The following is a 22211-nucleotide window of genomic DNA, read 5'->3' as shown; positions in this document are numbered from 1 at the left end:
AGGCAGGGACGCGGTGCCGCCGCACGGGGCACGCGCGGTGAGCGTGCGCATCGCCGGCCATGGCGCCTCGCGCGGCAATGCCCTGGGCCGGGCGCGGGTGCGCCTGCCGCATGCGCTGGAGGTGGCCGAGCAACGCATCGGCGCGGCGCAGATCCCTGAAGAACTCGATCGCCTGCACCGCGCGGTGGACGCCGCGCGCGAGGAGATGCACGGCCTGCGCCAGCGCCTGCACGGCGCGCTGGCCAAGGAGGTCGGCGAATTCCTCGACCTGCACGCGCTGCTGCTGGACGACCCGGAACTGCTGCACGGCCTGGACGAACTGATCCGCACCGGCCGCTACAGCGCCGACTACGCGCTGCGCCTGCAACGCGACCGCCTGGCGACCGTGTTCGACGACATGGAGGACGCCTACCTCAAGAGCCGCATGGACGATCTGGACCATGTGATCGGGCGGATCCATGCGTTCCTGCAGAAGCGTCAGCCGGACAGCGAAGGCCTGGCCGGCGAGATCCTGGTGTGCGAGAACGTGGCACCCTCGGAACTGGCGCAACTGCAGGCGCAGGGCGTGGTCGGCATCGTCACCAGCGCCGGCAGCACCTTGTCGCACAGCGCGATCCTGGCGCGCAGCCTGCACCTGCCATTGGTGGTCGGCGTCGCCGACGCGCTGCAGAAGATCAACGACGGCGACGTGCTGATCGTCGACGGCACCCAGGGCGCGGTCCTGGTCGACCCGACTCCGGACGACCTGCGCGACTACCGCAGCCGCGTGCGCGAGCAGGCAAGGCTGCAGCGCGGCCTGAGCAAGCTGCGCTCCAAGCCCAGCCGCACCCGCGACGGCGTGGACATCACCCTGCTGGCCAACGCCGAGTCGCGCGACGACGTCACCCGCGCGCACGCCCTCGGCGCCGACGGCCTGGGCCTGTACCGCACCGAATTCCTGTTCCTGCAGCGCGACGCCCTGCCCGACGAGGAAGAACAGTTCCATACCTACCGCGACGCGGTACTGGGCATGAGCGGGCGGCCGGTCACCATCCGCACCCTGGACCTGGGCGCGGACAAGGCCGATCGCACCGGCCTGACCATGAGCAACGAAGAAAACCCGGCACTGGGGCTGCGCGGCGTGCGCCTGTCGCTGGCCCGGCCCAAGGTCTCCGACACGCAGTTGCGTGCGCTGCTGCGCGCCTCTGCCTACGGCCCGGTGCGGGTCTTGGTGCCGATGGTCAGCGCGCGCGAGGAACTGCTGGCGATGCGCCGCCATCTCAAGCGCATCGCCGCGCAGTTGCGCCGCGACGGCCACGCCATCGCCGAGCAGGTGCAACTCGGCGCGATGATCGAGGTGCCGGCAGCGGCGCTCGCCCTGGACACCTTCATCGACGTCATCGACTTCCTGTCGATCGGCACCAACGACCTGGTGCAGTACCTGCTTGCCGCCGATCGCAACAACGAGGCGGTGGCCGAGCTGTATTCGCCGCTGCATCCGGCGGTGCTGCGCCTGATCGCGCAGGTGATCGCCACCGGCCAGGCCCACGGCAAGCCGGTGGCGGTGTGCGGCGAGATCGCCGGCGACCCGGCGCTGACGCCGATGCTGCTGGCGCTGGGGCTGCGCGAGTTCAGCCTGCACCCGGCGACGATGCTGGAAGTGCGCCAGGTGATCCGCGACACCGACCTGCAGGCCCTGCGCCAGCGCGGCACCAAACTGCTGCAGGCCCGCGACCGCAAGGGCATCGAGCGTTGGCTGGCTTGAGAGCCGGGATTGGGGATTGGGGATTGGGGATTGGGGATTGGGCAGGATGTCCTTCCTCTGATCGCAGGCAAGCGATTTTCTGAAAGGCGCGCCGCTTGGTCTCTGCGAGCACAGCGCTCTCTCTCGTCAAGAAACCCATCGATCTTCTGTAGGAGCGGCTTCAGCCGCGACGGGCGTTCCCGGGAATGCCGTCGCGGCTGAAGCCGCTCCTACATGCGCAGACGTCCGCATGCGGAAACCCGCGAATCCCCAATCCCTGCCATCCACTGTGCTTCCCGCAACATGCAGGCGATAATGTTGGAATGAACATCTGACCGACCGCGTTTCTCCGGAGCGCGGCCTCACCCGAAGGGAGCAGCGCATGGCCGACGCCGTCCGCCACGACAAGACCGCGCGGCAGCTGCGCATGCTGTCCGATGCGCTGGACAGCGGGCGCCTGGGCCCGGTGCGGCGCCTGGTCAATACGCTGGCGCCGGCCGAGATCGGCAACCTGCTGGAGTCGCTGCCGCCGGGCAAGCGCGAGGTGGTGTGGGGGCTGGTCGATCCGGAGGACGACGGCGAGGTGCTGGTCCACGTCGGCGAGGAAGTGCGCGAGAGCCTGCTCGCGGACATGGACCCGGACGAAATCGTCGCCGCGGTCGAAGACCTGGACATCGACGACCTCGCCAACCTGGTCGAGGACCTGCCGGACACGGTCATCGACGAAGTGCTCAAGTCGATGGACCGCGAGAACCGCGAGCGGCTCGAGCAGGTGCTGTCGTATCCCGAGGACAGCGCCGGGCGCCTGATGAACCCGGACGTGGTCACCGTGCGCGCCGACGTCAATGTCGACGTGGTGCTGCGCTACCTACGCCTGCGCGGCGAACTGCCGGACCACACCGACCACCTGTTCGTGGTCAGCCGCCGCCACCAGTATCTGGGGCGGGTGTCGCTGGCGGCGCTGGTGACCCACGAGGATTCCACCCCGATCAACCGGCTGATCGACGACGAGCAGCCGGCCATCGACGTCGGCGAGGGCGCCGACGAGGTCGCGCGGCAGTTCTCCGACCACGACTGGATCTCCGCGCCGGTGGTGGACGACAACAACATCCTGCTCGGCCGCATCACCATCGACGACGTGGTCGACATCATCCGCGACCAGGCCGAGCACCAGGCGATGAGCGCCGCCGGCCTGGACGAGGACGAGGACCTGTTCAGCCCGGTGCGGCGCGCGTTCCGGCGCCGCCTGCTGTGGCTGACCATCAACCTCGGCACCGCCTTCATCGCCTCCAGCGTGGTCGGCCAGTTCGAAGGCACCATCGCCAAGCTGGTGGCGCTGGCCGCGTTGATGCCGATCGTGGCCGGCATGGGCGGCAACGCCGGCACCCAGGTGCTGGCGCTGATGGTGCGCGGCCTGGCCCTGGGCCAGATCGGCGCCTCCAACGTGATCGTGCTGCTGCGCAAGGAGCTGTCGGTGGCGCTGATCAACGGCCTGGCGCTGGGTATCGGCCTGGGCCTGATCGTGCTGCTGTGGTTCAAGCAGCCGCTGCTGTCGCTGGTGATCGGCTCGGCGCTGACCATCAACCTGCTCACCGCCGCGCTGGGCGGCGTGCTGGTGCCGCTGACGCTCAAGCGCCTGGGCTTCGACCCGGCCCTGGCCGGCGGGGTGATCCTGACCACGCTGACCGACGTGATGGGCTTCCTCAGCTTCCTCGGCCTGGCCACCCTGGTCCTGCTGTAGAACGTGCGCGTGCGCGGCGACTGCACGCGTCGCTGCAGCCACCCCGGCACGACGCGCACGCCGCGCCGGCACGCGCCTTGGCCGCCGGCTGACTGGCGCATGTCCGCCGCCGCTGTCCGGGTTGTCGGAAAGACGCCAAGGCCACGATACTGCGGGCTCACCACCCGAGGGCCAGCCATGTCGATGCGTTCGTTGCTGCTTCTGCTGTGCCTGTCGATGGTCGGCTGCAGCAGTTTGCCCAGCGACCCGGCCACCGGCCACTTCGTCAGCCGCCAGCTCACCCTCGACGGACGCATCTACCGCTACCAGGTGTTCGTGCCGGCGCCGGCGCATCGCCAGGGCCCGGTACCGGTCGTGCTGTTCCTGCACGGCTCCGGCGAGCGCGGCGACGACGGCCGCGACCAGACCACGGCCGGCCTGGGGCCCTACCTGCGCCGCCACCTGGCCGATTTCCCGGCCCTGGTGGTGATGCCGCAGGCGCCCGACGGCGAGGAATGGAACGGTGCCAACGCGACCATGGCGCTGCAGGCGCTGGACGACAGCAGCGCCGAGTTCAACGGCGACCCGCAACGCACCTATCTGACCGGCATGTCGATGGGCGGCTACGGCACGTGGGAGATCGCCCTGAAGCAGCCGCAGCGCTTCGCCGCGCTGGTGCCGATCTGCGGCGCGATCCTGTCTCCGCACGAGGACCGCGAGTACCTGGTGGTGACGCCGGTGGCCTATCTGGCCGATCCCTACAGCGCGCTGGCGCAGCGCCTGCGGCACGTGCCGGTGTGGATCTTCCACGGCGCCCAGGACGACGTGGTGCTGCCGCACGACGACCGCAAGATCGTGCGTGCCTTCAAGAACCTCGACGCCGACGTGCGCTACACCGAATATCCGCAGGGCAACCACAACGCCTGGGATGCCACCTACCGCGACCCGAAGATGTGGCAGTGGCTGTTCGCGCAGAAGCGCAGCGACGCCGCCACGCCGACCACCGCCGATAACTGAGTGAGGCGCCATGCGCTGCGCGCTTGCCTTGGTGTAACCGGGATGCTTACCTGACAGCGACTTTCCACCACCGTTCGATGCAGGGGGATGCATGCGACACCAGGGGATGCTGCGCGCCACAGTGTGCGCGCTGTTGGCCTGCGCCAGCCACGGCGCAGCGGCACAGGCGCTGACCGAGCCGGTCACCACCTACCTGCAAGGCAAGGCGGCAACCGCACGCCCAGGCGTGGAGCACCGCAAGGACATCGCCACGCTGCAGACACGCCTGGACAGCATGGATGCGGCGGACATCGCCCTGCTGGACCGGATCATCGCCCATTGCGGCACCTGGCAGCGGCCCGGCCTGCGCGTGGTCAGCGTCGCCGACGTGCACGAGTACGAGGCCTACATGGCCGCCCATGACGATGGCCTGCCGACCGAATGGATCGACCTCAGTTGCGCCAACGCGCTGCAGATGCGTGGCTTTGCAGCCGCCGCACAACGCCAGTGGTCGGAGGCGCTGGTATGGCTTGACCAGGCGATCGCGCTCGGGCCGTATCTGTTCTCCGCCTATACCGAACGCGGCTATGCGCTGCGCAATCTCGGGCGCACGGACGAAGCGCTCGCCAGCTATCGGCAGGCGCTGGCGCTGGCCGACGTCTCGCCGCGGGCGCGCGCGGGCCGCGCGATAGCGCTGCGCGGCATCGGCTCGCTGTTGATCGACACGCCGGACAAGGCCGGCGCCCGCGCGGCCCTGCAGCAATCGCTGGAGCTGGAACCCGGCAATGCCGTCGCCCTGCACGAACTGCAGTATCTCGACCAGATGGAAGCGGCAGCGTCGCCACCGCATTAGGCCCCGCGCACGCTCCCGCGCATGTCGCGCGACGAGCATGCACGCCTGCGGCGACCGCAACGACGCAGATCTGTGCGCGCCAATGCGCCACGGCCACGTCTGTCGGCTTCGGCCCGGCAGTACGCGCGGCATGCATCGGCGGCCAGCACCACCGCGGGTGCGATCGGGCAGGACGCGGCAAACATGGAGCGCGGCGCGGCAGGCAGGGCGCAGCGGTCCTGCGGTGACGCAGGACAGTCCCCATCGCGCGACGCCATCACCTGTCGGCGATGCGCCAAAGCGCGTACAGTCCGCGCTTTCGCGCACAGGGCCGGCATGGCGACCATTCCTTCCGCATCGCAGACCGCCTTCCACGCCCGCCTGCGCGCCCTGGATGCAGGGGCGGCGACGATCCCCGGTGCGGCGATTCCACCGCTGCTGCTGCCGGCATGCGACCACGATGCCTCTCCCCTGCAGCTCAGCGACAGCGGACGCTGGCTGTTGCAGGTGCTGGACGCACTGGACGCCCTGCACCAGGCCGCGCAGGCCAGCCGCCTGTCCGCCGATGCGCTGCGTCGCGACCAGAAGTTCGCCCCGCCCGGACGGCCGTCGCTGCACCTGGTGCAGTTGCGCCAGCAGCAGGCGGCCGCGCAGCAGGCCGTGCGTCGCGCCAACCAGGCACTGGCCCAGGCCGCCACCGGCTTCGTGCGCAGCGCCGGGCTGACGCCGCCGCCACGGACCGGACCGGTGGCGTTCGTGCAAGGGTGGATCGCACGCCATCTGGGGTAGCGGCACCGCGGTGCCGCGCGGCCCTGGCGTGCAGGGATGTGCGGACAGCCCCGCGACGCATGTCTACGCAAGCTAAACCGCGGGCGCCGGAGCGCCCATGTCGGCCCGGCCTGCACCTGCCCCGCTGCTATCCTGCACGCCCCTCGGACTGCGCTGCCCGACGCCCCATGCCCGTGCCCTCCCCCATCGCCCTCCCCTGCCTCGCCCCAGCGGCCTCTTCGCGCGCGCGCCTCGGCGCCCGTGCCACGGCAGCGGCGGCATGAGCATGCCCTTCGCGCCTACCGCCAATCTCGCCACCTGGAGCATCTGCGCACTGGCCACGGCCGGCGTGATCGCGCGACCGTTCAAGCTGCCCGAGGCGTGCTGGGCGGTGGGCGGCGCGCTGCTGCTGATGGCGCTGGGGCTGATGCCCGGCGGCGAGGCGTGGCAGGCGGTGCTCAAGGGCCTGGACGTGTACCTGTTCCTGATCGGCATGATGCTGCTGTCGGAGACCGCGCGCGCCGAAGGCCTGTTCGACTGGGTGGCGATGCATGCGGTGAACCTGGCCAAGGGCTCGACCCAGCGCCTGTTCGCACTGGTGTTCGGCGTCGGCATCGTGGTCACCGCGTTCCTGTCCAACGACGCCACCGCGGTGGTGCTGACCCCGGCGGTGTACGCGGCCGCGCGCAAGGCCGGCGCCAAGCCGCTGCCGCTGCTGTTCGCCTGCGCGCTGATCGCCAACGCCGCCAGCTTCGTGCTGCCGATCTCCAACCCGGCCAACCTGGTGCTGTACGGCGGGAAGATGCCGACCCTGGGCGCGTGGATGGCCGCGTTCGCGCTGCCGTCGCTGCTGGCGATCGGGGTGACCTTCGTGATGCTGCGCTGGGCCGAGCGCAAGGACCTGACCGGCCATTGCGCCGCGCGCGTGGACACGGTGCCGCTGACCCGCGGCGGCACCTTCGCCCTGGTCGGCATCCTCGCCACCGCGGTGCTGCTGGTCGGCGTCTCCGCGCTGGGCCTGGACCTGGGCCTGCCGACCTGCCTGGCCGGCCTGGCGACGCTGGGCGTGGTCTGCCTGGGCGGCCGGCAGTCGCCGCTGCCGATGGCCAAGGCGGTGTCGTGGTCGGTGCTGCCGCTGGTGGCCGGCCTGTTCGTGCTGGTGGAGGCGCTGTCGCGCACCGGCGTGATCGGCCTGCTCGCGCGCACCCTGGCCGACGCTGCCGCGCACTCGCCGCAGGCCACCGCCGGCGTCGCCGGCACCCTGCTGGCGTTCGGCTCGAACCTGATGAACAATCTGCCGGCGGGCCTGATCGCCAGCACCACCGTCGCCCAGGCGCAACCGCCGCAGTTGGTGGTGGATGCGCTGCTGATCGGCGTGGACCTGGGTCCGAACCTGTCGATCACCGGTTCGCTGGCGACCATCCTGTGGCTGACCGCGATCCGCCGCGAACGCGAGGACGTGGGCTTCTGGCGCTTCCTAAAGGTCGGCGCGCTGGTAATGCCGCCGGCGCTGCTGTGCGCCCTGGGCGCACGCCTGCTGCTGGGCTGAGGGGCGCGCGTGCACGTCGTGGATTCGGCCGCGGTGGTTTCCATCGCAACGCGTCGCGGCTGAAGCCGCTCCTACAAGGGCAGGCCTGCGAGCTGTCGGTGCCGTCGTAGGAGCAGCTTCAGCCGCGACAGGCCTTACCGCGACACCTGCCGCGGTTGCTCCATGAAAAGCAACACGTGCCGCCGCTGCGGCGACACACACGACGCGCGCGAAGCGCTGTCATGCAGCCGCGACGAACGAAGCAAACGCCGCCCGACACCCTCGCACGTCGGGGCTGAAGTCCCTCCCACAACGGCATGCCGCCACCGCGGCTGCGCCCTACCCCGCGCGCAGCCGCCGCGCCACGCCGCTGACCACGGCGATCACCGCGGTCAGCGCCGCCATCGACAGGAACTGCGTGCGGGTGTCCGGCGAGGCCACCAGCAGGCCGAAGATCAGCGCCAGGATCGCCAGCGCCAGTACGGTGAGCAGCGGATAGCCGCGCATGCGGAACGGCAGGCGGGTACCGGCGCGGTCGGCGCGCGCGCGCAGGATCAGTTGCGACAGCAGCGAGATCGTCCACACCAGCAGGCAGGTGGCGCCGACGATGTTCAGCAGCACCGGCAGCACCCGGTTGGGATACAGCAGCTCCAGCACCGCGGCGACGAAGCCGAACAGCACGCTGGCCAGCACCGCCAGCCACGGCACCTGCTGCCGACTGGACGCGGCCAGCGCGCGCGGCGCTTCGCCGCGCTGGGCCAGCGAGAAGATCATCCGCGAGGCGCCGTACAGATTGGCGTTGAGCGCCGACAGCAACGCGATCACCGCGATCAGGGTGATGCCGGTGGCGGCGCCGGGGATGTTGGCCACCTGCAGCACCGCGGCGAACGGCGAACTCAGCGCCTTGCTCTGCCATGGCACCACCGCGATGATCACGCTCAGCGAGCCGATGTAGAACACCAGGATGCGCCAGGCGACGGTACGGATGGCACGGGCAATGCTGCGCTCCGGGTCGGCGGTCTCGGCCGCGGCCACCGCCACGATCTCGGTGCCGCCGAACGCGAACACCACCACCAGCAGCGCCGCGCCGATGCCGGCCAGGCCCTTCGGCGCGAAGCCGCCGTTGCCGGTGACGTTGGACAGGCCCGGCGAGGGAACACCAGGCAGCCAGCCGGCCAGCAAGGCGATGCCGACCAGGATGAAACCAACGATCGCCGCCACCTTGAGGATGGCGAACCAGAATTCGAACTCGCCGAAGTTGCGCACGCCCAGCAGGTTGATCGCGGTGAACGCCGCCATGAACGCGATCGCGGCCGCCGGCACCGGCAAACCCGGCCACACGGTCGCCAGCAGGCCGGCCGCACCCACCGCCTCGGCGGCGATCACGATCACCAGTTGCAGCCACCACAGCCAGCCCACGGTGGCGCCGGCGGTCGGCCCCATCGCGTCGGCGGCATAGACCGAGAACGCACCGCTGGCCGGCTTGGCCGCGGCCATCTCGCCCAGCGCGTTCATCACGATGATCACCAGCGCGCCAGCGACCAGGTAGGAGATCAACACCGCCGGCCCTGCCGCGTGCACGCCGACGCCGGAGCCCAGGAACAGGCCGGCGCCGATCGCGCTGCCCAATCCCATCATGATCAGTTGCCGTGGTTTCAGCGCGTGGCGCAGGGCGGGAGCGGCGGCAGGCGGGACAGGCGCGGACGGATGCGGCATCGGCTCGGTCGGGTGCGGAAAACGCGACACGATACAGGCTGACGGCGACGAGGTGCGGCTGCGCACGCGTTTGGCCGCTCGCGGCCGCGGATCGGCCCGCCGCAGCGGGATGGCTGCTGCAACGCAGCGCGGATCCGCGCACGCAGTTGCCAGCAACACCGCGGGGATGCCGACGGCCGCCTTTCCATGCAAACGACGCGGCGGAACGGCCCAACCCCGCCAATGTACGGAATCACCTTACATCAGATACCAACGCCGCTTCCGCCTATATCTTTGATTCCGCTTGTTGACAGCGATGCTAACGTCAGAAATACTGAACTAGACGCCTGCAAAGTCTCCTATTTCCGCACCAGCCGATGAGGGCGAACGCGGAGCCGGGGGACCGCAGGCGACGACGGACCGGGAGACGGCCCGTTGCGGGCGCTCCGGCCGGAAAGGACCACGGCTGTCGCTCGTCCCATGGCGTACAGGTCCGTACATCCAGACAAGGAGAGACACCATGATCAAACCGCTGCTGACCCTCACCATGCTGGCGGCCGCGCTGGCCGCGCCCTGCCTGCAGGCCGCCCAGCGCGCGCCGCTCAACGCCGCCGACGCGATCCAGGGCATGGGCGAACGCCTGCCCATCGGCAAGCAGAACGTCAGCCTGTCGCCGCTGTTCAAGGTCTACACGTTCGAGAAGGCCGGCCTGCGCTTCGTACAGATCAACTCGTTGCAGGACGAAGTCATCACCGTGCTCAGCGCCACGCCGGGCACCGACACGCGGCTGCCGATCGGCAGCGCCGCCGAAGAGCAGATGATCGCGGTCAACGACGCGAAGAACCAGCCGCTGGGCATGGTCACCGCCGCGGCCAGCTGCCCGTGCAACGCCACCGTGGTCTACCGCGACGCCACCACCACCATCGTGGTGGTCTACGGCTCCAACGGCGAGTACATCACCTCGTACGTGATCAAGACCCCGCAGACCAAGCCGCCGCAGTAAGTGCCGCTTACGCGCTGCGGCCGCCCACTGCGGCCGCAGCGCGATTTGACTGCGGGCGTCGATGACCTGGCCACCCGATCGGGACCGGCACCGCAACGTCCGGCGAGCGCGACGCCTTCTGCATTCGCGCTGCTCCCTCTTTTGCAGTGGGACATTCGCCACGGGCGGGCCGAAGCGTCGCCCCACACGTCTCCGCACCGGCCTCCGCCGGCCAGGCCGCCGCGTGCTCGCACACAGCGGCCGAATCGCGCACATCGCGCAGCGACGCACTAACGCAAGCGGCCGCCTTCCGAGGAAGACGGCCGCACGCGCGATCCGGCACACCGGACCGCGCCGGCTCAGAACTCCTGCCAGTCCTTGTCCAGCGCCACCGCCGCGGCGAACGCCGGCGCGCGTCGTGCCGGTGCGGCCGCGGCCAGCGGGCGCGGGCTGCGCATGGCCGTCGGCACGGCAGTCCTGGCACGCGCCTGCACCGGTGCTGGCGACGGCGCGGCAAGGGGCGCGCCCTCCAGCTTGAACAAAGCCACAGCCTGGGTCAGCTCCACCGATTGCTGCTCCATCGAACGCGCGGCCGCGGTGGCCTCTTCCACCAGCGCCGCATTCTGCTGCGTGCTCTCGTCCATCTGGGTGACGGTCTGGTTGACCTGCTCGATGCCGGCCGACTGTTCCTGCGAGGCCGCGGAGATCTCGCCCATGATGTCGGTGACGCGCTGCACCGAGGCCACGATCTCCTGCATGGTGCTGCCGGCGCGATCGACCAGCGCCGAGCCCTCGGCGACGCGGGTCACCGAGTCGTCGATCAGCGTCTTGATCTCCTTGGCGGCGTTGGCCGAGCGCTGCGCCAGGGTGCGCACTTCGCTGGCGACCACCGCAAAACCGCGGCCCTGCTCGCCGGCACGCGCCGCTTCCACCGCAGCGTTGAGCGCCAGGATATTGGTCTGGAAGGCGATGCCGTCGATGACGCCGATGATGTCGGCGATCTTCTTCGAGGACGCCTCGATCCCGCTCATGGTCTCGACCACCTGGCCCACCACCACGCCGCCCTGCGAGGCCACCGAGGCCGCGCCGCTGGCGAGCTGGTTGGCCTGGCGCGCGTGCTCGGCGTTCTGCTTGACTGTGGAGGTCAACTCTTCCATCGAGGCTGCAGTCTCTTCGAGGCTGGCAGCCTGCTGCTCGGTGCGGCGCGACAGGTCGTCGTTGCCGGTGGCGATCTCGGTGGCCGCGGCATTGATGCTGACCGCGGCGGTCTGGATGCGGCCGACGATGCCGGTCAACTGGTCGGCAGTGGCGTTGGCGTCGTCGCGCATCCGCGCGAACACCCCGTGGAACTCGCCGTGCATGCGCGCGGTGAGATCGCCGGCGGCGATGGCCTGCAGCAGCGCCGACAGCTTTCCGAGATTGCGATCGCTGACCTCCATCATCGCGTTGAGGTCCTGCACCATCAGGCGGAAGTCGTGCTGGAAGTGCGTGGCATCACCGCGCGTGCTGAAGTCGCCGGCCGCGGCCGACGCGGCCAGGCGCTTGATCTCGGTATTGATCGCCAGCAGGCTGGCCTTGGCCGCGTCCATCGACTCGTGCAGCACCGCGCGGCTGCCGGGAAGGCGACGCGCGTCGCGGCGCAGGTCGCCGTTGGCGTATTCGTTGAGGACGGCGATGGCATCGACGATGGCGTCCAGGTGCTCGAACATCATGGTATTGATGCCCTTGCTCAGTTCGCCGTACACGCCAGGGAAGTCCTGCGGCATGCGGTGGCTGATGTCCTTGTCCGCATGCAGTTCGATCATCAACGCGGTTTCGCGGGAGAAGCGCTGCAACTGCGTCTGCATCCCGTTCATGGCCAGCAGCAGACGGCCAGGTTCGTCGCGCGCGTCGGTGACCACGTCGTTGTCCAGGCGGCCGGCCGCGATGGCCTCGGCGGCACGGGTGGCGCGATTCAGCGGCACGGTCAGGCTGCGGGTGATCAACCAAGCCAGCACGCTGCTGACCAGCACCACCGCCAGGCCGCCTGCGATGAGCATGGCGCGTCCACGCGCCATCGCCGCCGTGGCGGCCGCGTAAGCCTCGTTGCTGCGGGTGGCCTGCAGATCGGCATAGCGGGCGATGGCGTCCTGCCACTTCTGCGTCAGCGGCGCGGACTGCCCCATCAGCAGGGCCAGTGCTTCGTCAGGCTTGTAGTGCATGCCCAGATCGATGACGCGGTTGTTGACGTCCACGGTCAGCTGCCGCGCGCGATCGACTTCCGCCAGCACGGCCTGGCTCTGCGCACCGCTGGGAATGGCACCCGCCCGCTTGCGCGCCTCCTGGTAGCGCGCGCGCTGCTCGGTGATGACCTTGGCGAAGCGGATGTTGTCCTCCTGGGAGGTCGGCAACACGATGTTGCGGACATTGATCGCCACGGCCGAGCTTGCGTTGAGCATCTCGCTGGAGGCACGGATCGCGGCGATATTGCGCTGGACGATGCCGTCCAGCCGCTCGCGCGCCTGGAACAGGGTGAACAGCCCGGCGACGACCAGCGCCGAGGACAGCAGGATGAGGAGGCCGAACGCGGTGGCGAGCCGAGCGCCAACGTTGTAGCGCTGAAGGAATGCAATCATGGAATGGCCTGTCTGGGGGAATGAAAGAGGCGATGAATCGCCCCGGATCACGCACGACGACGCAATGGCCGTTGTGCGCGCCCGCATCGAGCGAGGGATGAAGAACCCGTGAAAAAACGTTTGGAATCAAACGCTTGATGACGCATCCCGCTCGATGTGCGGGCGATGTAACGGCCCCCTGCGGCCGGACTTGAGAGGCGATTGCAGAGAATTTATTGAACACCCTCAGGCATATGACAGGGGTGTGGAGAGTCCATGCGCGCGACGCGCGGACCGGCGGTTTTGCGTGAAAGGCGTGTGCATTTCTTATTGCAACAAGCGGCATGACGTTTGCATGCAGCGCACACGCGCGGCGAACGGAAAATGGGGCGATCCGATGGCGCACGCCCCCATCCGGATGCGCGGCACAGGCGAAGAATGCGATCGCGTTCGCATTGCCGCATCCGTCGGAGAAGAGAAGTTGCACGATGGCGCTCGGCGCGTGCGCGATATGGAGGCACGTCGACGGTGACGCGCGATGGATGCCCGGATGACGGCGACGCATGAGCAGGCTGCGCGCGCGCACTTGCACAGGGACGCAACGTGACGGCGATGCACGGCGCAGAGACACGCGGTGGCGACGCCCTCCGGTCAGTCGTCGCATCGATCAGGGTGCGGTCGCCTGGCCGCTGCGCGCGGCGCCCGGCTCGGCTGGACACGACACCGGCGGCACCATGGCCGCCGGCCTTCGACAGCGCGAGCGGCGCGCACTGCGCCGCCCGCCCGATGGCACCTCGTGCGGCTCAGAACTCCTGCCAGTCCTTGTCCAGCGCCATCGCCGCTGCCGGCTGCGCCGCACGTCGTGCCGGCAAGGCCTTCACGACTGCCGGACCGACGCTGCGCTTGCCTGCAGGCGTCGGAGCGGTGTGCTGACGCGGCGGCTGGACTACCGGCGTGGCCGCCGAGGCGTCCAGCTTGAACAGCGCCACCGCTTGGCTCAGTTCCACCGCCTGCTGCTCCATCGAGCGCGCCGCCGCACTGGCCTCTTCCACCAACGCGGCGTTCTGCTGGGTGCTCTCGTCCATCTGCGTCACGGTCTGGTTGACCTGCTCGATGCCGGCGGATTGCTCCTGCGAAGCCGCGGAAATCTCGCCCATGATGTCGGTGACGCGCTGCACCGAGGTCACGATCTCGGTCATGGTCTTGCCGGCCTGGTCGACCAGCGCCGAGCCCTCGGCGACACGGCTGACCGAGTCGTCGATCAGGCCCTTGATCTCCTTGGCGGCGCTGGCCGAGCGCTGCGCCAGGGTGCGCACCTCGCTGGCGACGACGGCGAAGCCACGGCCCTGGTCGCCGGCGCGCGCCGCTTCCACCGCGGCGTTCAAGGCCAGGATGTTGGTCTGGAAGGAGATGCCATCGATGACGCTGATGATGTCGGCGATGCGCCGCGACGCATCCTCGATGCCGCTCATGGTGGTCACCACCTGGCCGACCACCGCTCCGCCCTGCGAAGCGACCGAGGCCGCGCCCACCGCCAGTTGATTGGCCTGGCGGGCATGCTCGGCGTTCTGGCGCACCGTGGAGGTCAACTCCTCCATGGAGGCAGCGGTTTCTTCCAGGCTGGCGGCCTGCTGTTCGGTGCGGCGCGACAGGTCGTCGTTGCCGGCGGCGATCTCGGTGGCCGCGGCATTGATCGACACCGCCGAATGCTTGATGCGGCCGACGATGCCGGCCAGCTGTTCGGCGGTGGCGTTGGCGTCGTCGCGCATCTGCGCGAACACGCCGCGGAAGTCGCCGTGCATGCGCGCGGTCAGGTCGCCCGCGGCGATCGCCTGCAGCAGCGTCGACAGCGCCTGCAGGTTGCCGTCGGCGGTGGCCATCAGCTGGTTCAGGCTCTCCACCATCACCCGGAAGTCGTACTGGAAGCGCTCGGCGTCGCCGCGCGCGCTGAAATCGCCATCGGCGGCGGAAGTGGCGAGTTGCTTGATCTGCCCGTTCATCGCCGACAGGTTGGCCTTGACCTCGTCCATGGTCTGACTCAGCACCGCTTCCTCGCCCGGCAGGCGGTCCATGTCCTGCGACAGGTCGCCGATCGCGTAGCGGCCCATGATCTGCGCCAGGCGCGTTTTCACCGCCAGATGCGAGGCGACCAGCGCGTTGGTCTCGGCGGCCATGCGGCCGTAGTCGCCGGGGAAGGCCTGCGCTTCGATGCGGTGGCTGACCTCGCCGGCATCGTGGCGCTTGGCCATCTCCAGCTGCGCGCCGATCAGGTTGCTCACCTGCTGCTGCATGCCCTGCATCGCGACCAGCAGACGCCCGGTCTCGTCGCGGGCGTCGGTGCGCACGTCGTTGTCCAGCTTGCCGCTGGCGATGGCCTCGGCGACGCGCGTGGCACGGGTCAGCGGCACGGTCAGGCTGCGGGTGATCAGCCAGGCCAGCAGGCCGCTGACGATCACCACGATGGCGCCGCCGGAGAGCAACAGCGCCCGGCCGCGATCCATCGCCGCTTCAGCGGTCGCATAGGCCTTGGCACCCTGCTCGCGTTGCCGGTCCGCATAGGTGTTGAGCGCCTCCTGCCATCGCTGGGTGGCCGGTGCGGCCTGGGTCATCAGCACCTTCAGCGCCTCGGCGTCCTTGTCCTGCATGCCCAGGTCCAGCACCTCCTGGTTGGCGACCCGCGTCCGCGCGTAGGCCTCGTCGATCGCCTTGCGCATCTGCACGCCGACCGGACTGGTATTGGGAATTGCGTAGAGCTTGTCGTGGATCTCGCCGTAGTAGCGACGCTGCTGATCGACGACCCGGGCGAACCCTTCGTTCTCCTCACGGGTGGTCGGCATCACGATGTTGCGCAGGTTGATGGCGATCAGCGAACTGGCGTAGCGCATCTCGCCGGTGTAATCGAGGATCTGCATGCGCCGATTGACGATGGTGTCCATCATGTCGCGCGACTGTTTCAACGTCAGCAGGCCGGCGACCACGAGCGCGCAGGAGAGCAGGATGAGGATGCCGAAGGCGGACGCAAGCCGCGTCCCGACGTTGTAGCGTTGCAGGAAACCGATCATGGGGAGGTACCAAGTGAGAAGGGGGGAGCCCCCGCGTCACGACCTGGGATCGCGCACGACACTGCCAGGCGAAAAGCCTGGACGCGATGCGACGGAGAAGAAGACGAAGACACTTCCAGCACCGACCGCATCGGGGATGTCACGTGCGGGGACTCGCTTTAGGTAACGGCGGCCACATGCGATTCTTGATGCGTAAGTGCGCACACTTTTAGAATTTTCTCAGCATCGTGACCACGGCGTGCACGACACGGTCTGCACGCCGCGAAAACCGCAAAATAGCGTCAAATTAACGTGAAAAATCGGCGCGCATTGTATTTCTTGGGTGCTAACCTGGTTATAAACGCACCAATTTGGGGCTTTTGACCCTGGACAAGAAATGCTGCAAACGGCACACTTTCCATGTCAGCCAGATGACAGCGGCAACGGCCTCCGCGCCGCGACGCGCGGAGGCCGCACGCGTCACTCGGCCAGATTGGTGCCGGCACCGGCGGTGGCGATGACCTTGGCCTTGACCTGCGCGGCGGGGATCGCCGTGTACAGATAGCCCAGCGGCTCTGGATAGGTCTTGGACGAAATCCAGGTCGTCGCGTTGGCGTAGGGCTTGCTGGTGCTCTCCGGCACGGTCCAGGTGATGCCGCTGCCGACGTAGTTGTTGATCAGGTCCCAGTAGCCGATCTCGCTGCTGTCGCGCGAGGTGACCGGGTTCTTGATGTTCTCGAAGTAGTTGGCCTCGATCAGCGCCACCCCGCCCATGCGCACGTTGATGCCGGAGGTGAAGACGTTGTTGAAGTAGTTGTTGTAGATGTGGCTCAAGCCGCGCCGCTGCAGCGGCAGGCGCGATTCCACGTTCTCGAAGCGGTTGTGGTGGTAGGTGGTGCGTGCGGCGGCGTTCTGGGTGTCGCTGTCGCTGTAGCCGTTGAGCGCGACCTTCTGGTAGTCGTGGATGTAGTTGTAGGACACGGTGACGTGGTTGACGCCCTTCTTCATGTCGATGCCGCCGTCGAAGGAGGCGTCGCCGGCGCCGGCACACTTGGTCAGCGAGGCGAAGATGGTGTTGTGGTCCACCCAGATGTTGGACGGCTGACCGCTGGAATTGCCTTCCAGGGAGATCGAATCGGCATCCTCGCCGCCCGGCAGCAGGCCGATGGTCATGTTGCGGATGATGACGTTGTGCGCGTTGCCGACCACGCGCACGCCGAAGTTGGCCGACGAGCCATTCGCGCCCTTGATGGTGATGTCGCGCTTGTTCTTGATCTGCACGGTCTTGGCCGGCAGCTTCCACTGCGTGCACACGTCGGTGATGCTGGCGAAGTTGAAGCTGCCGGTGTAGTTGAGCACCAGGCCGCCGGAGCCGGCGTAGTTGTCGATCGCCGCCTGCATCGCCTCCATCGTGGCGACGTTGACCGGGATGGCACTGCCGCCGCCGGTGGTGTTGGCCCCATAACCGACCGGGCCGGCGAAGGCCGGAGCGGCGCCTACGGCCAACGCGAGCGCCAGTGCGCCTGTTCGGAATTGCTGCTGCATGCTGTGTCTCCCAGTTGTCGCGATGAGTGCAGGACGCATGGCATCGCGCATGCGCCGGCACAGGGGGTGGGGGCCGGCGCATTCTTGGAATGCGCGCGGCGGCCCACGCAATCGCCGCGACGCCGAACTGGAATCCCACGCTCCGTTCGCCGCACAGGACAGGACAAGCGGACATGCACGGTCCGCAGGAGACAGACAGCGACAGGCGGAGACAGGCCGTCTGCACGCGCGCCACGGTGGGCGCAGGCAGCCGGCAACGACGGCGAACGCACGCGTATCGCACGCCGCGCCAGCACCACCGGCGCGGCGAACAGGGACAGGCGCGCGCCGATGGCGGGCGGCCGCGAATGTTGCGGCCGCAGCACGTTTGCGCGGGCGCGGCGATGCTGCGGCCGGCCGCGCGCGGCTCAGCTCACCGTATCGAGGCGGTTGTCGCTGCGGTCGGCGTCGGGCAGCACGTGGTCCGGATCCAGGGTCACGTGCAGCACCTTCTGCGTGCTGGGCACGCGGATCTGCGGTTGGGTCTGCTGCATCCAGGTCTCCACTGGCACGCGCTGGTCGAGGTGGCTGCCGTCGGCGAAGTCGATGCGCAGGGTCGCCGGCATCACCAGCTTCTGGCGGCTGCGCAGTGTCACCAGCAGGCCCTTGGCCGGATCGTGGTCGACGTAGGCCGCCGCGCGCACGCCCATGTCCAGCTGCCAGTTGTTGAAATACCAACCGCGCCACCACCAGCTCAGGTCCTCGCCCGATTCACTCTCCATCAGCCGGAAGAAGTCCGACGGCGTCGGGTGCTTGTAGGCCCAGGTGGCGATGTACTTGCGGAACGCCGGATCGAAGCGCGCCGGCCCGAGGATCTGTTCGCGCAGCAGCACCAGGCCCAGCGCGCCCTTGAAGTAAGTCAGCGGATGCCGGTAGGTCTCGCTGGTGGCGTCGGCGCGATCGAGCAGGGTCGGCGCTTTCGTGTCGGCCAGCAGCGGCAGGATCTCGTCCACCGGGTTGCCGCCGCCGGGCGCGTACTCGCCATCGCGCTTGGGCGCGAATTCGCCATGGTTGATCGCGTCGGAGGCGTAGACGTCGATGAAGGTGTTGAAGCCTTCGTCCATGAACGCATGCCGGCGCTCGTTGGAGCCGACGATCATCGGGAACCAGCCGTGGCCCAGTTCGTGCGCGGTGATCCAGAACAGCTGCTTGCCGCCGTCCTCCATGTCGTCGAAGACGATGCCCGGGTACTCCATGCCGGCGCCGTGGCCGCCCAGATTCACTGCCGCCGGCCACGGGTACGGATACCACTGCGAGAAGTGCTCGATCGAGGCCTTCACGAACTCGGTGGAGCGGCCCCACTTGTCGGTGCCGACCGCGCTGCGCGGATACACCGACATCGCCAGCGCATGCGTGCCTTCGGGCAGGTTGATCCGCGCCGCATCCCAGACGAAGGCCGGCGAGGCGGCGAAGGCCACGTCGCGGGTGTGGTCCATGTGGAAGCGCCAGGTCTGGGTGCCGCTGGCGCTGGGCCGGCTGGCCGGCGTGCCCACCTCATCGGCGCCGCGAATGGTCACGGTGCTGTCGCTGGCGGCCGCCTGCGCCAGACGCTGGCGCTGGGTCGCGGTGAGCACCTGCGCCGGGTTCACCAGTTCGCCGGACCCGGCCACCAGGTAGTCCCACGGCACCGTCACCGCGTAGTCGAAATCGCCGTACTCCAGGTAGAACTCCGCGCCCAGGTAGGGCTGGGTGTCCCAGCCGCGCAGGTCGTCGTACACCGCCATGCGCGGATACCACTGCGCGATCTCGTAGATGTCGCCATCGGCGGTGGGCGTGACCGCGGTGCGGCCGCCCCAGGTACCGGGCACGGTGTAGGCATAGTCGATATGCAGCTTCAGCGCCTTGCCGCTGGCCAGCGGCTGCGGCAGGTCCACGCGCATGCGCGTGTCGTCGATCAGGAAGGTGGCCGGCACGCGCTTGCCGCCCTGCTCCAGTTCGACCTTGGCGATGCGGTAGCCGTCGGTGCTTTGCGGCGCTGGCCGGTCGGCACGCGCGGCGCGCAGGGTGCGGGCGCGGGCATCGCCGCGGTACAGGTTCTGGTCGAGCTGCAGCCACAGCACGTCCAGCGTGTCCGGGCTGCGGTTGCTGTAGGTGATGGTCTCCTGGCCGCGCAGCGTGTGCGTGGCCGGTTCCAGGGTGGCGTGCAGGTCGTAGTCGGCGCGGTTCTGCCAGTACTGCGGGCCGGGCACGCCGCCGCCGCTGCGGTAGGCGTTGGCCGGCTGCGGCAACTGCAGCGGTGCGAACAGCGCCTGCGGATCGTAGGTGCCGGCGCTGTCCGCGGCAGCAGTCGCAGCAGTGGCGGCGTCGGCCTGGGCGGCGGCGACAAGGGAAACACAGGCCGCGGCGAACGCAGCGCGGCGCAGGACAAGGATCATGGTGGCGTCCGTGGGGAGGATCGCCGCCGATGGTAGGCCGAATCGCGGTGGTGCGGATGTGCCGATCGCCACCTGCGGCAGCGGATGCCGCCTCGGGGCCGCTCCGGGCACTTCTCGTCGCGCCGGAAATGTCCCGTAGGAGCGGCTTCAGCCGCGACAGGGGCCGGGAATGCCCGTCGCGGCTGATCCCCGAAAAGGGGACAAGAGCCGCTCCTACGAGAGCTAAGAGAGCGCGATGCCCCGTGCTCAGCCCAGCAAGGTCTCCAGCACCGCCATGCGCACCGCCACGCCGTTGGCGACCTGGCGCAGGATGCACGACTGCGCGCCGTCGGCGACTTCGTCGGTGATCTCCACGCCGCGGTTGATCGGGCCCGGATGCAGCACCACTGCGTCCTTCGACGCGCGGCGCAGCCGCTCGGCGGTAAGGCCGTACTGGCCGTGGTAGTCCTCCAGCGAGGTCACCAGGCCTTCCTCCATGCGCTCGCGCTGCAGGCGCAGCATCATCACCGCATCCACGCCGTCGAGCATGGCGTCGAAGTCTTCGCCGACCACGCAGCCGTCCAGGGTGCCGTCGTCGGGCAGCAGCGCACGCGGGCCGCAGACGCGCACTTCGCCGGCACCGAGGGTGCGCAGCGCGTGCAGGTCCGAGCGCGCCACCCGCGAGTGCTTGACGTCGCCGACGATGACCAGCTTGAGCTTGGAGAAATCGCCGCCCTTGGCGTGGCGCAGGGTCAGCATGTCGAGCAGGCCCTGGGTGGGATGCGCGCTGCGGCCGTCGCCGGCGTTGATCAGCGCGGTGCCCTCGCCCGCCGCCTCGGCCAGACGCTCCACCGCGCCGTCCTCGGGGTGGCGCACGACGAAGCCGCGCACGCCCATCGCTTCCAGGTTCTTCAGCGTGTCGCGCGCGGTCTCGCCCTTGCGCGTGGACGAGGTGGAGGCGTCGAAGTTCAGCACGTCGGCGCCGAGCCGCTGCGCGGCCAGGTGGAACGAGCTGCGGGTGCGCGTGGACGGTTCGAAGAACAGCGTGCACACCGCGGTGCCGGCCAGCACGTTGCGCTTGCCGACCCGGCCCACCGCCGCGTCGCGGATCTGCCCGGCGCGGTCCAGCAGTTGCAGCAGGGTCGCCCGCGGCAGCCCTTCCAGGGTCAGCAGGTGGCGCAGGCGCCCGTTCGAATCGAGTTGCGGATCAGTCATGGCGGGTCCGGGCTGTGGATCAGGAAAGGGGAATGGCGTCGTCGGGCGCGGCCAGCCAGCGCTCCACGATCACCGCGGCGGCCACCGCGTCCAGCGCGGCGGCATCGCGGCGGCGCTTGCGGCCGGCGGCGCGGTCCACCGCGAAGCGTTGCGCGGCCTCGACCGAACTGGAGCGCTCGTCGACCAGCACCACCGGCAGGCGGTAGCGCGTGCCGAGTTCGCGGGCGAAGGCATGCGCACGCTTGCGGTTGGGCTGGTCGGCGCCGTCGAGGGTGAGCGGATCGCCGACCACCAGGCCGTGCGGCCGCCATTCGGCGTGCAGGCGGTCCAGTGCCGGCCAGTCCGGCCCCTGCGCGTGCACGTCGATCACCGCCAGCGCGCGCGCGCCGGTGCCGAACGGGCTGCCGACCGCCACGCCGATGCGGCGGTGGCCGACGTCGAAGCCGAGCACGGTGCCGTCGCGGCGGATCGTCGCGGGCGCCGGCGCACCAGCGTCAGGCAGGCCGGGCTCAGGCATGCCCGCTGTAGTCGGTGAGGCGGAACAGGTCCACGCCGATGCGCCCGGCCGCGGTCTGCCAGCGCCGCTCCAGCGGCAGCTCGAACAGCAGCTCGGCATCGGCCGGTGCGGTCAGCCAGCTGTTCTCGCCCAGTTCGTACTCCAGTTGGCCGGCGCCCCAGCCGGCGCAGCCCAGCGCGACCACCGCGTTGCGCGGGCCCTCGCCGCGCGCCATCGCCTCGAGCACGTCGCGCGAGGTGGTCAGGTACAGGCCGTCGGCGAAGGCCAGGCTGGAATCCCAGCCGTGCGCGCCGTCGTGGATGACGAAGCCGCGCTCCGGATGCACCGGGCCGCCGCTGAGGACCACCTGCTCGCGCAGCGTGGCGTCGATGGTCTCGATGCCCATCTGCTCCAGCACTTCGCCCAGGGTGTATTCGGAGGCGCGGTTGACCACCACGCCCATCGCGCCGTTTTCGTCGTGCTGGCAGATCAGCGCCACGCTGCGGGCGAAGTTGGGATCGGACAGCGCCGGCAGCGCGATCAGCAGTTGGTTGGCCAGAGGCGTGGGCAAAGCGGACATGGCCCCATTCTATCGTCCCTCCCGCGTGCGCGCTGCCCGGGCGGCGGCGGGCTGCCATAATCCGCCCGACCGCGGCCGCGACCGGTCGCCCAGGAGCACGCAC

Annotated in this window: 15 protein-coding genes; 7 read left to right on the top strand and 8 right to left on the bottom strand. The window is 69.4% G+C overall.

What is annotated here, in order from left to right:
• Positions 1-37: 37 nt before the first annotated feature.
• The 6 genes from ptsP (at position 38) to AC1PK7_RS07075 (ending at position 7588) form a co-directional block, all read left to right on the top strand.
• Positions 38-1744 (top strand): phosphoenolpyruvate--protein phosphotransferase, encoded by a 1707-nt coding sequence (ptsP, locus tag AC1PK7_RS07100; protein WP_481100316.1) that lies wholly within the window; start codon positions 38-40, stop codon positions 1742-1744.
• A 361-nt stretch (positions 1745-2105) separates the two neighbouring features.
• Positions 2106-3464, top strand: coding sequence for a magnesium transporter (mgtE, locus tag AC1PK7_RS07095; protein ID WP_010344112.1), 1359 nt, complete (start codon positions 2106-2108; stop codon positions 3462-3464).
• Between the two features lie 177 nt (positions 3465-3641).
• The gene (locus AC1PK7_RS07090; protein WP_209229518.1) at positions 3642-4460 is read left to right on the top strand and encodes a carboxylesterase family protein; all 819 of its coding nucleotides are present in this window, start codon (positions 3642-3644) and stop codon (positions 4458-4460) included.
• Positions 4461-4551: 91 nt separating this feature from the next.
• Entirely contained in the window at positions 4552-5292 is a 741-nt protein-coding gene (locus AC1PK7_RS07085; protein WP_481100315.1) for a tetratricopeptide repeat protein, read from the top strand.
• A gap of 315 nt (positions 5293-5607) precedes the next feature.
• Positions 5608-6060: a hypothetical protein gene (locus AC1PK7_RS07080; protein ID WP_420009384.1), complete on the top strand. Its 453-nt coding sequence runs from the start codon at positions 5608-5610 to the stop codon at positions 6058-6060.
• A 259-nt stretch (positions 6061-6319) separates the two neighbouring features.
• The gene (locus AC1PK7_RS07075; RefSeq protein ID WP_481100314.1) at positions 6320-7588 is read left to right on the top strand and encodes an arsenic transporter; all 1269 of its coding nucleotides are present in this window, start codon (positions 6320-6322) and stop codon (positions 7586-7588) included.
• A 318-nt stretch (positions 7589-7906) separates the two neighbouring features.
• Here the strand turns inward: AC1PK7_RS07075 and AC1PK7_RS07070 are convergent, their stop codons facing one another.
• Positions 7907-9283, bottom strand: coding sequence for an amino acid permease (locus AC1PK7_RS07070; RefSeq protein ID WP_420009382.1), 1377 nt, complete (start codon positions 9281-9283; stop codon positions 7907-7909).
• Positions 9284-9782: 499 nt separating this feature from the next.
• On the opposite strand from AC1PK7_RS07070, the gene AC1PK7_RS07065 reads away from it, so the two are divergent.
• Entirely contained in the window at positions 9783-10265 is a 483-nt protein-coding gene (locus AC1PK7_RS07065; RefSeq protein ID WP_041500367.1) for a hypothetical protein, read from the top strand.
• 338 nt (positions 10266-10603) lie between these two features.
• On the opposite strand, the gene AC1PK7_RS07060 is transcribed toward AC1PK7_RS07065, so the two are convergent.
• From AC1PK7_RS07060 to AC1PK7_RS07030, 7 genes are all read right to left on the bottom strand, one after another.
• The gene (locus tag AC1PK7_RS07060) at positions 10604-12859 is read right to left on the bottom strand and encodes a methyl-accepting chemotaxis protein (protein ID WP_481100313.1); all 2256 of its coding nucleotides are present in this window, start codon (positions 12857-12859) and stop codon (positions 10604-10606) included.
• Between the two features lie 782 nt (positions 12860-13641).
• Complete coding sequence (locus AC1PK7_RS07055; RefSeq protein ID WP_481100312.1) at positions 13642-15900, bottom strand: methyl-accepting chemotaxis protein; 2259 nt, start codon at positions 15898-15900, stop codon at positions 13642-13644.
• A gap of 459 nt (positions 15901-16359) precedes the next feature.
• Entirely contained in the window at positions 16360-17424 is a 1065-nt protein-coding gene (locus tag AC1PK7_RS07050) for a pectate lyase family protein (protein WP_481100311.1), read from the bottom strand.
• Positions 17425-17831: 407 nt separating this feature from the next.
• Positions 17832-19838 carry a M1 family metallopeptidase gene (locus AC1PK7_RS07045; protein WP_481100310.1) on the bottom strand — a complete coding sequence of 669 codons (2007 nt, stop codon included), beginning with the start codon at positions 19836-19838 and terminating at the stop codon, positions 17832-17834.
• 246 nt (positions 19839-20084) lie between these two features.
• A complete protein-coding gene (locus AC1PK7_RS07040; protein WP_019801784.1) occupies positions 20085-21032 on the bottom strand; it encodes an aspartate carbamoyltransferase catalytic subunit in 948 nt (315 codons plus the stop codon).
• 19 nt (positions 21033-21051) lie between these two features.
• Complete coding sequence (gene ruvX, locus AC1PK7_RS07035) at positions 21052-21534, bottom strand: Holliday junction resolvase RuvX (protein WP_481100857.1); 483 nt, start codon at positions 21532-21534, stop codon at positions 21052-21054.
• Positions 21535-21541: 7 nt separating this feature from the next.
• Positions 21542-22108: a YqgE/AlgH family protein gene (locus AC1PK7_RS07030; RefSeq protein WP_010344126.1), complete on the bottom strand. Its 567-nt coding sequence runs from the start codon at positions 22106-22108 to the stop codon at positions 21542-21544.
• Between the last annotated feature and the right edge of the window lie 103 nt (positions 22109-22211).

The organism is Xanthomonas sp. NCPPB 3174 (assembly GCF_056725205.1).
The sequence above is the reverse complement of the archived record's forward strand: the minus strand, read 5'-3'. Positions and strand labels throughout refer to the sequence as shown.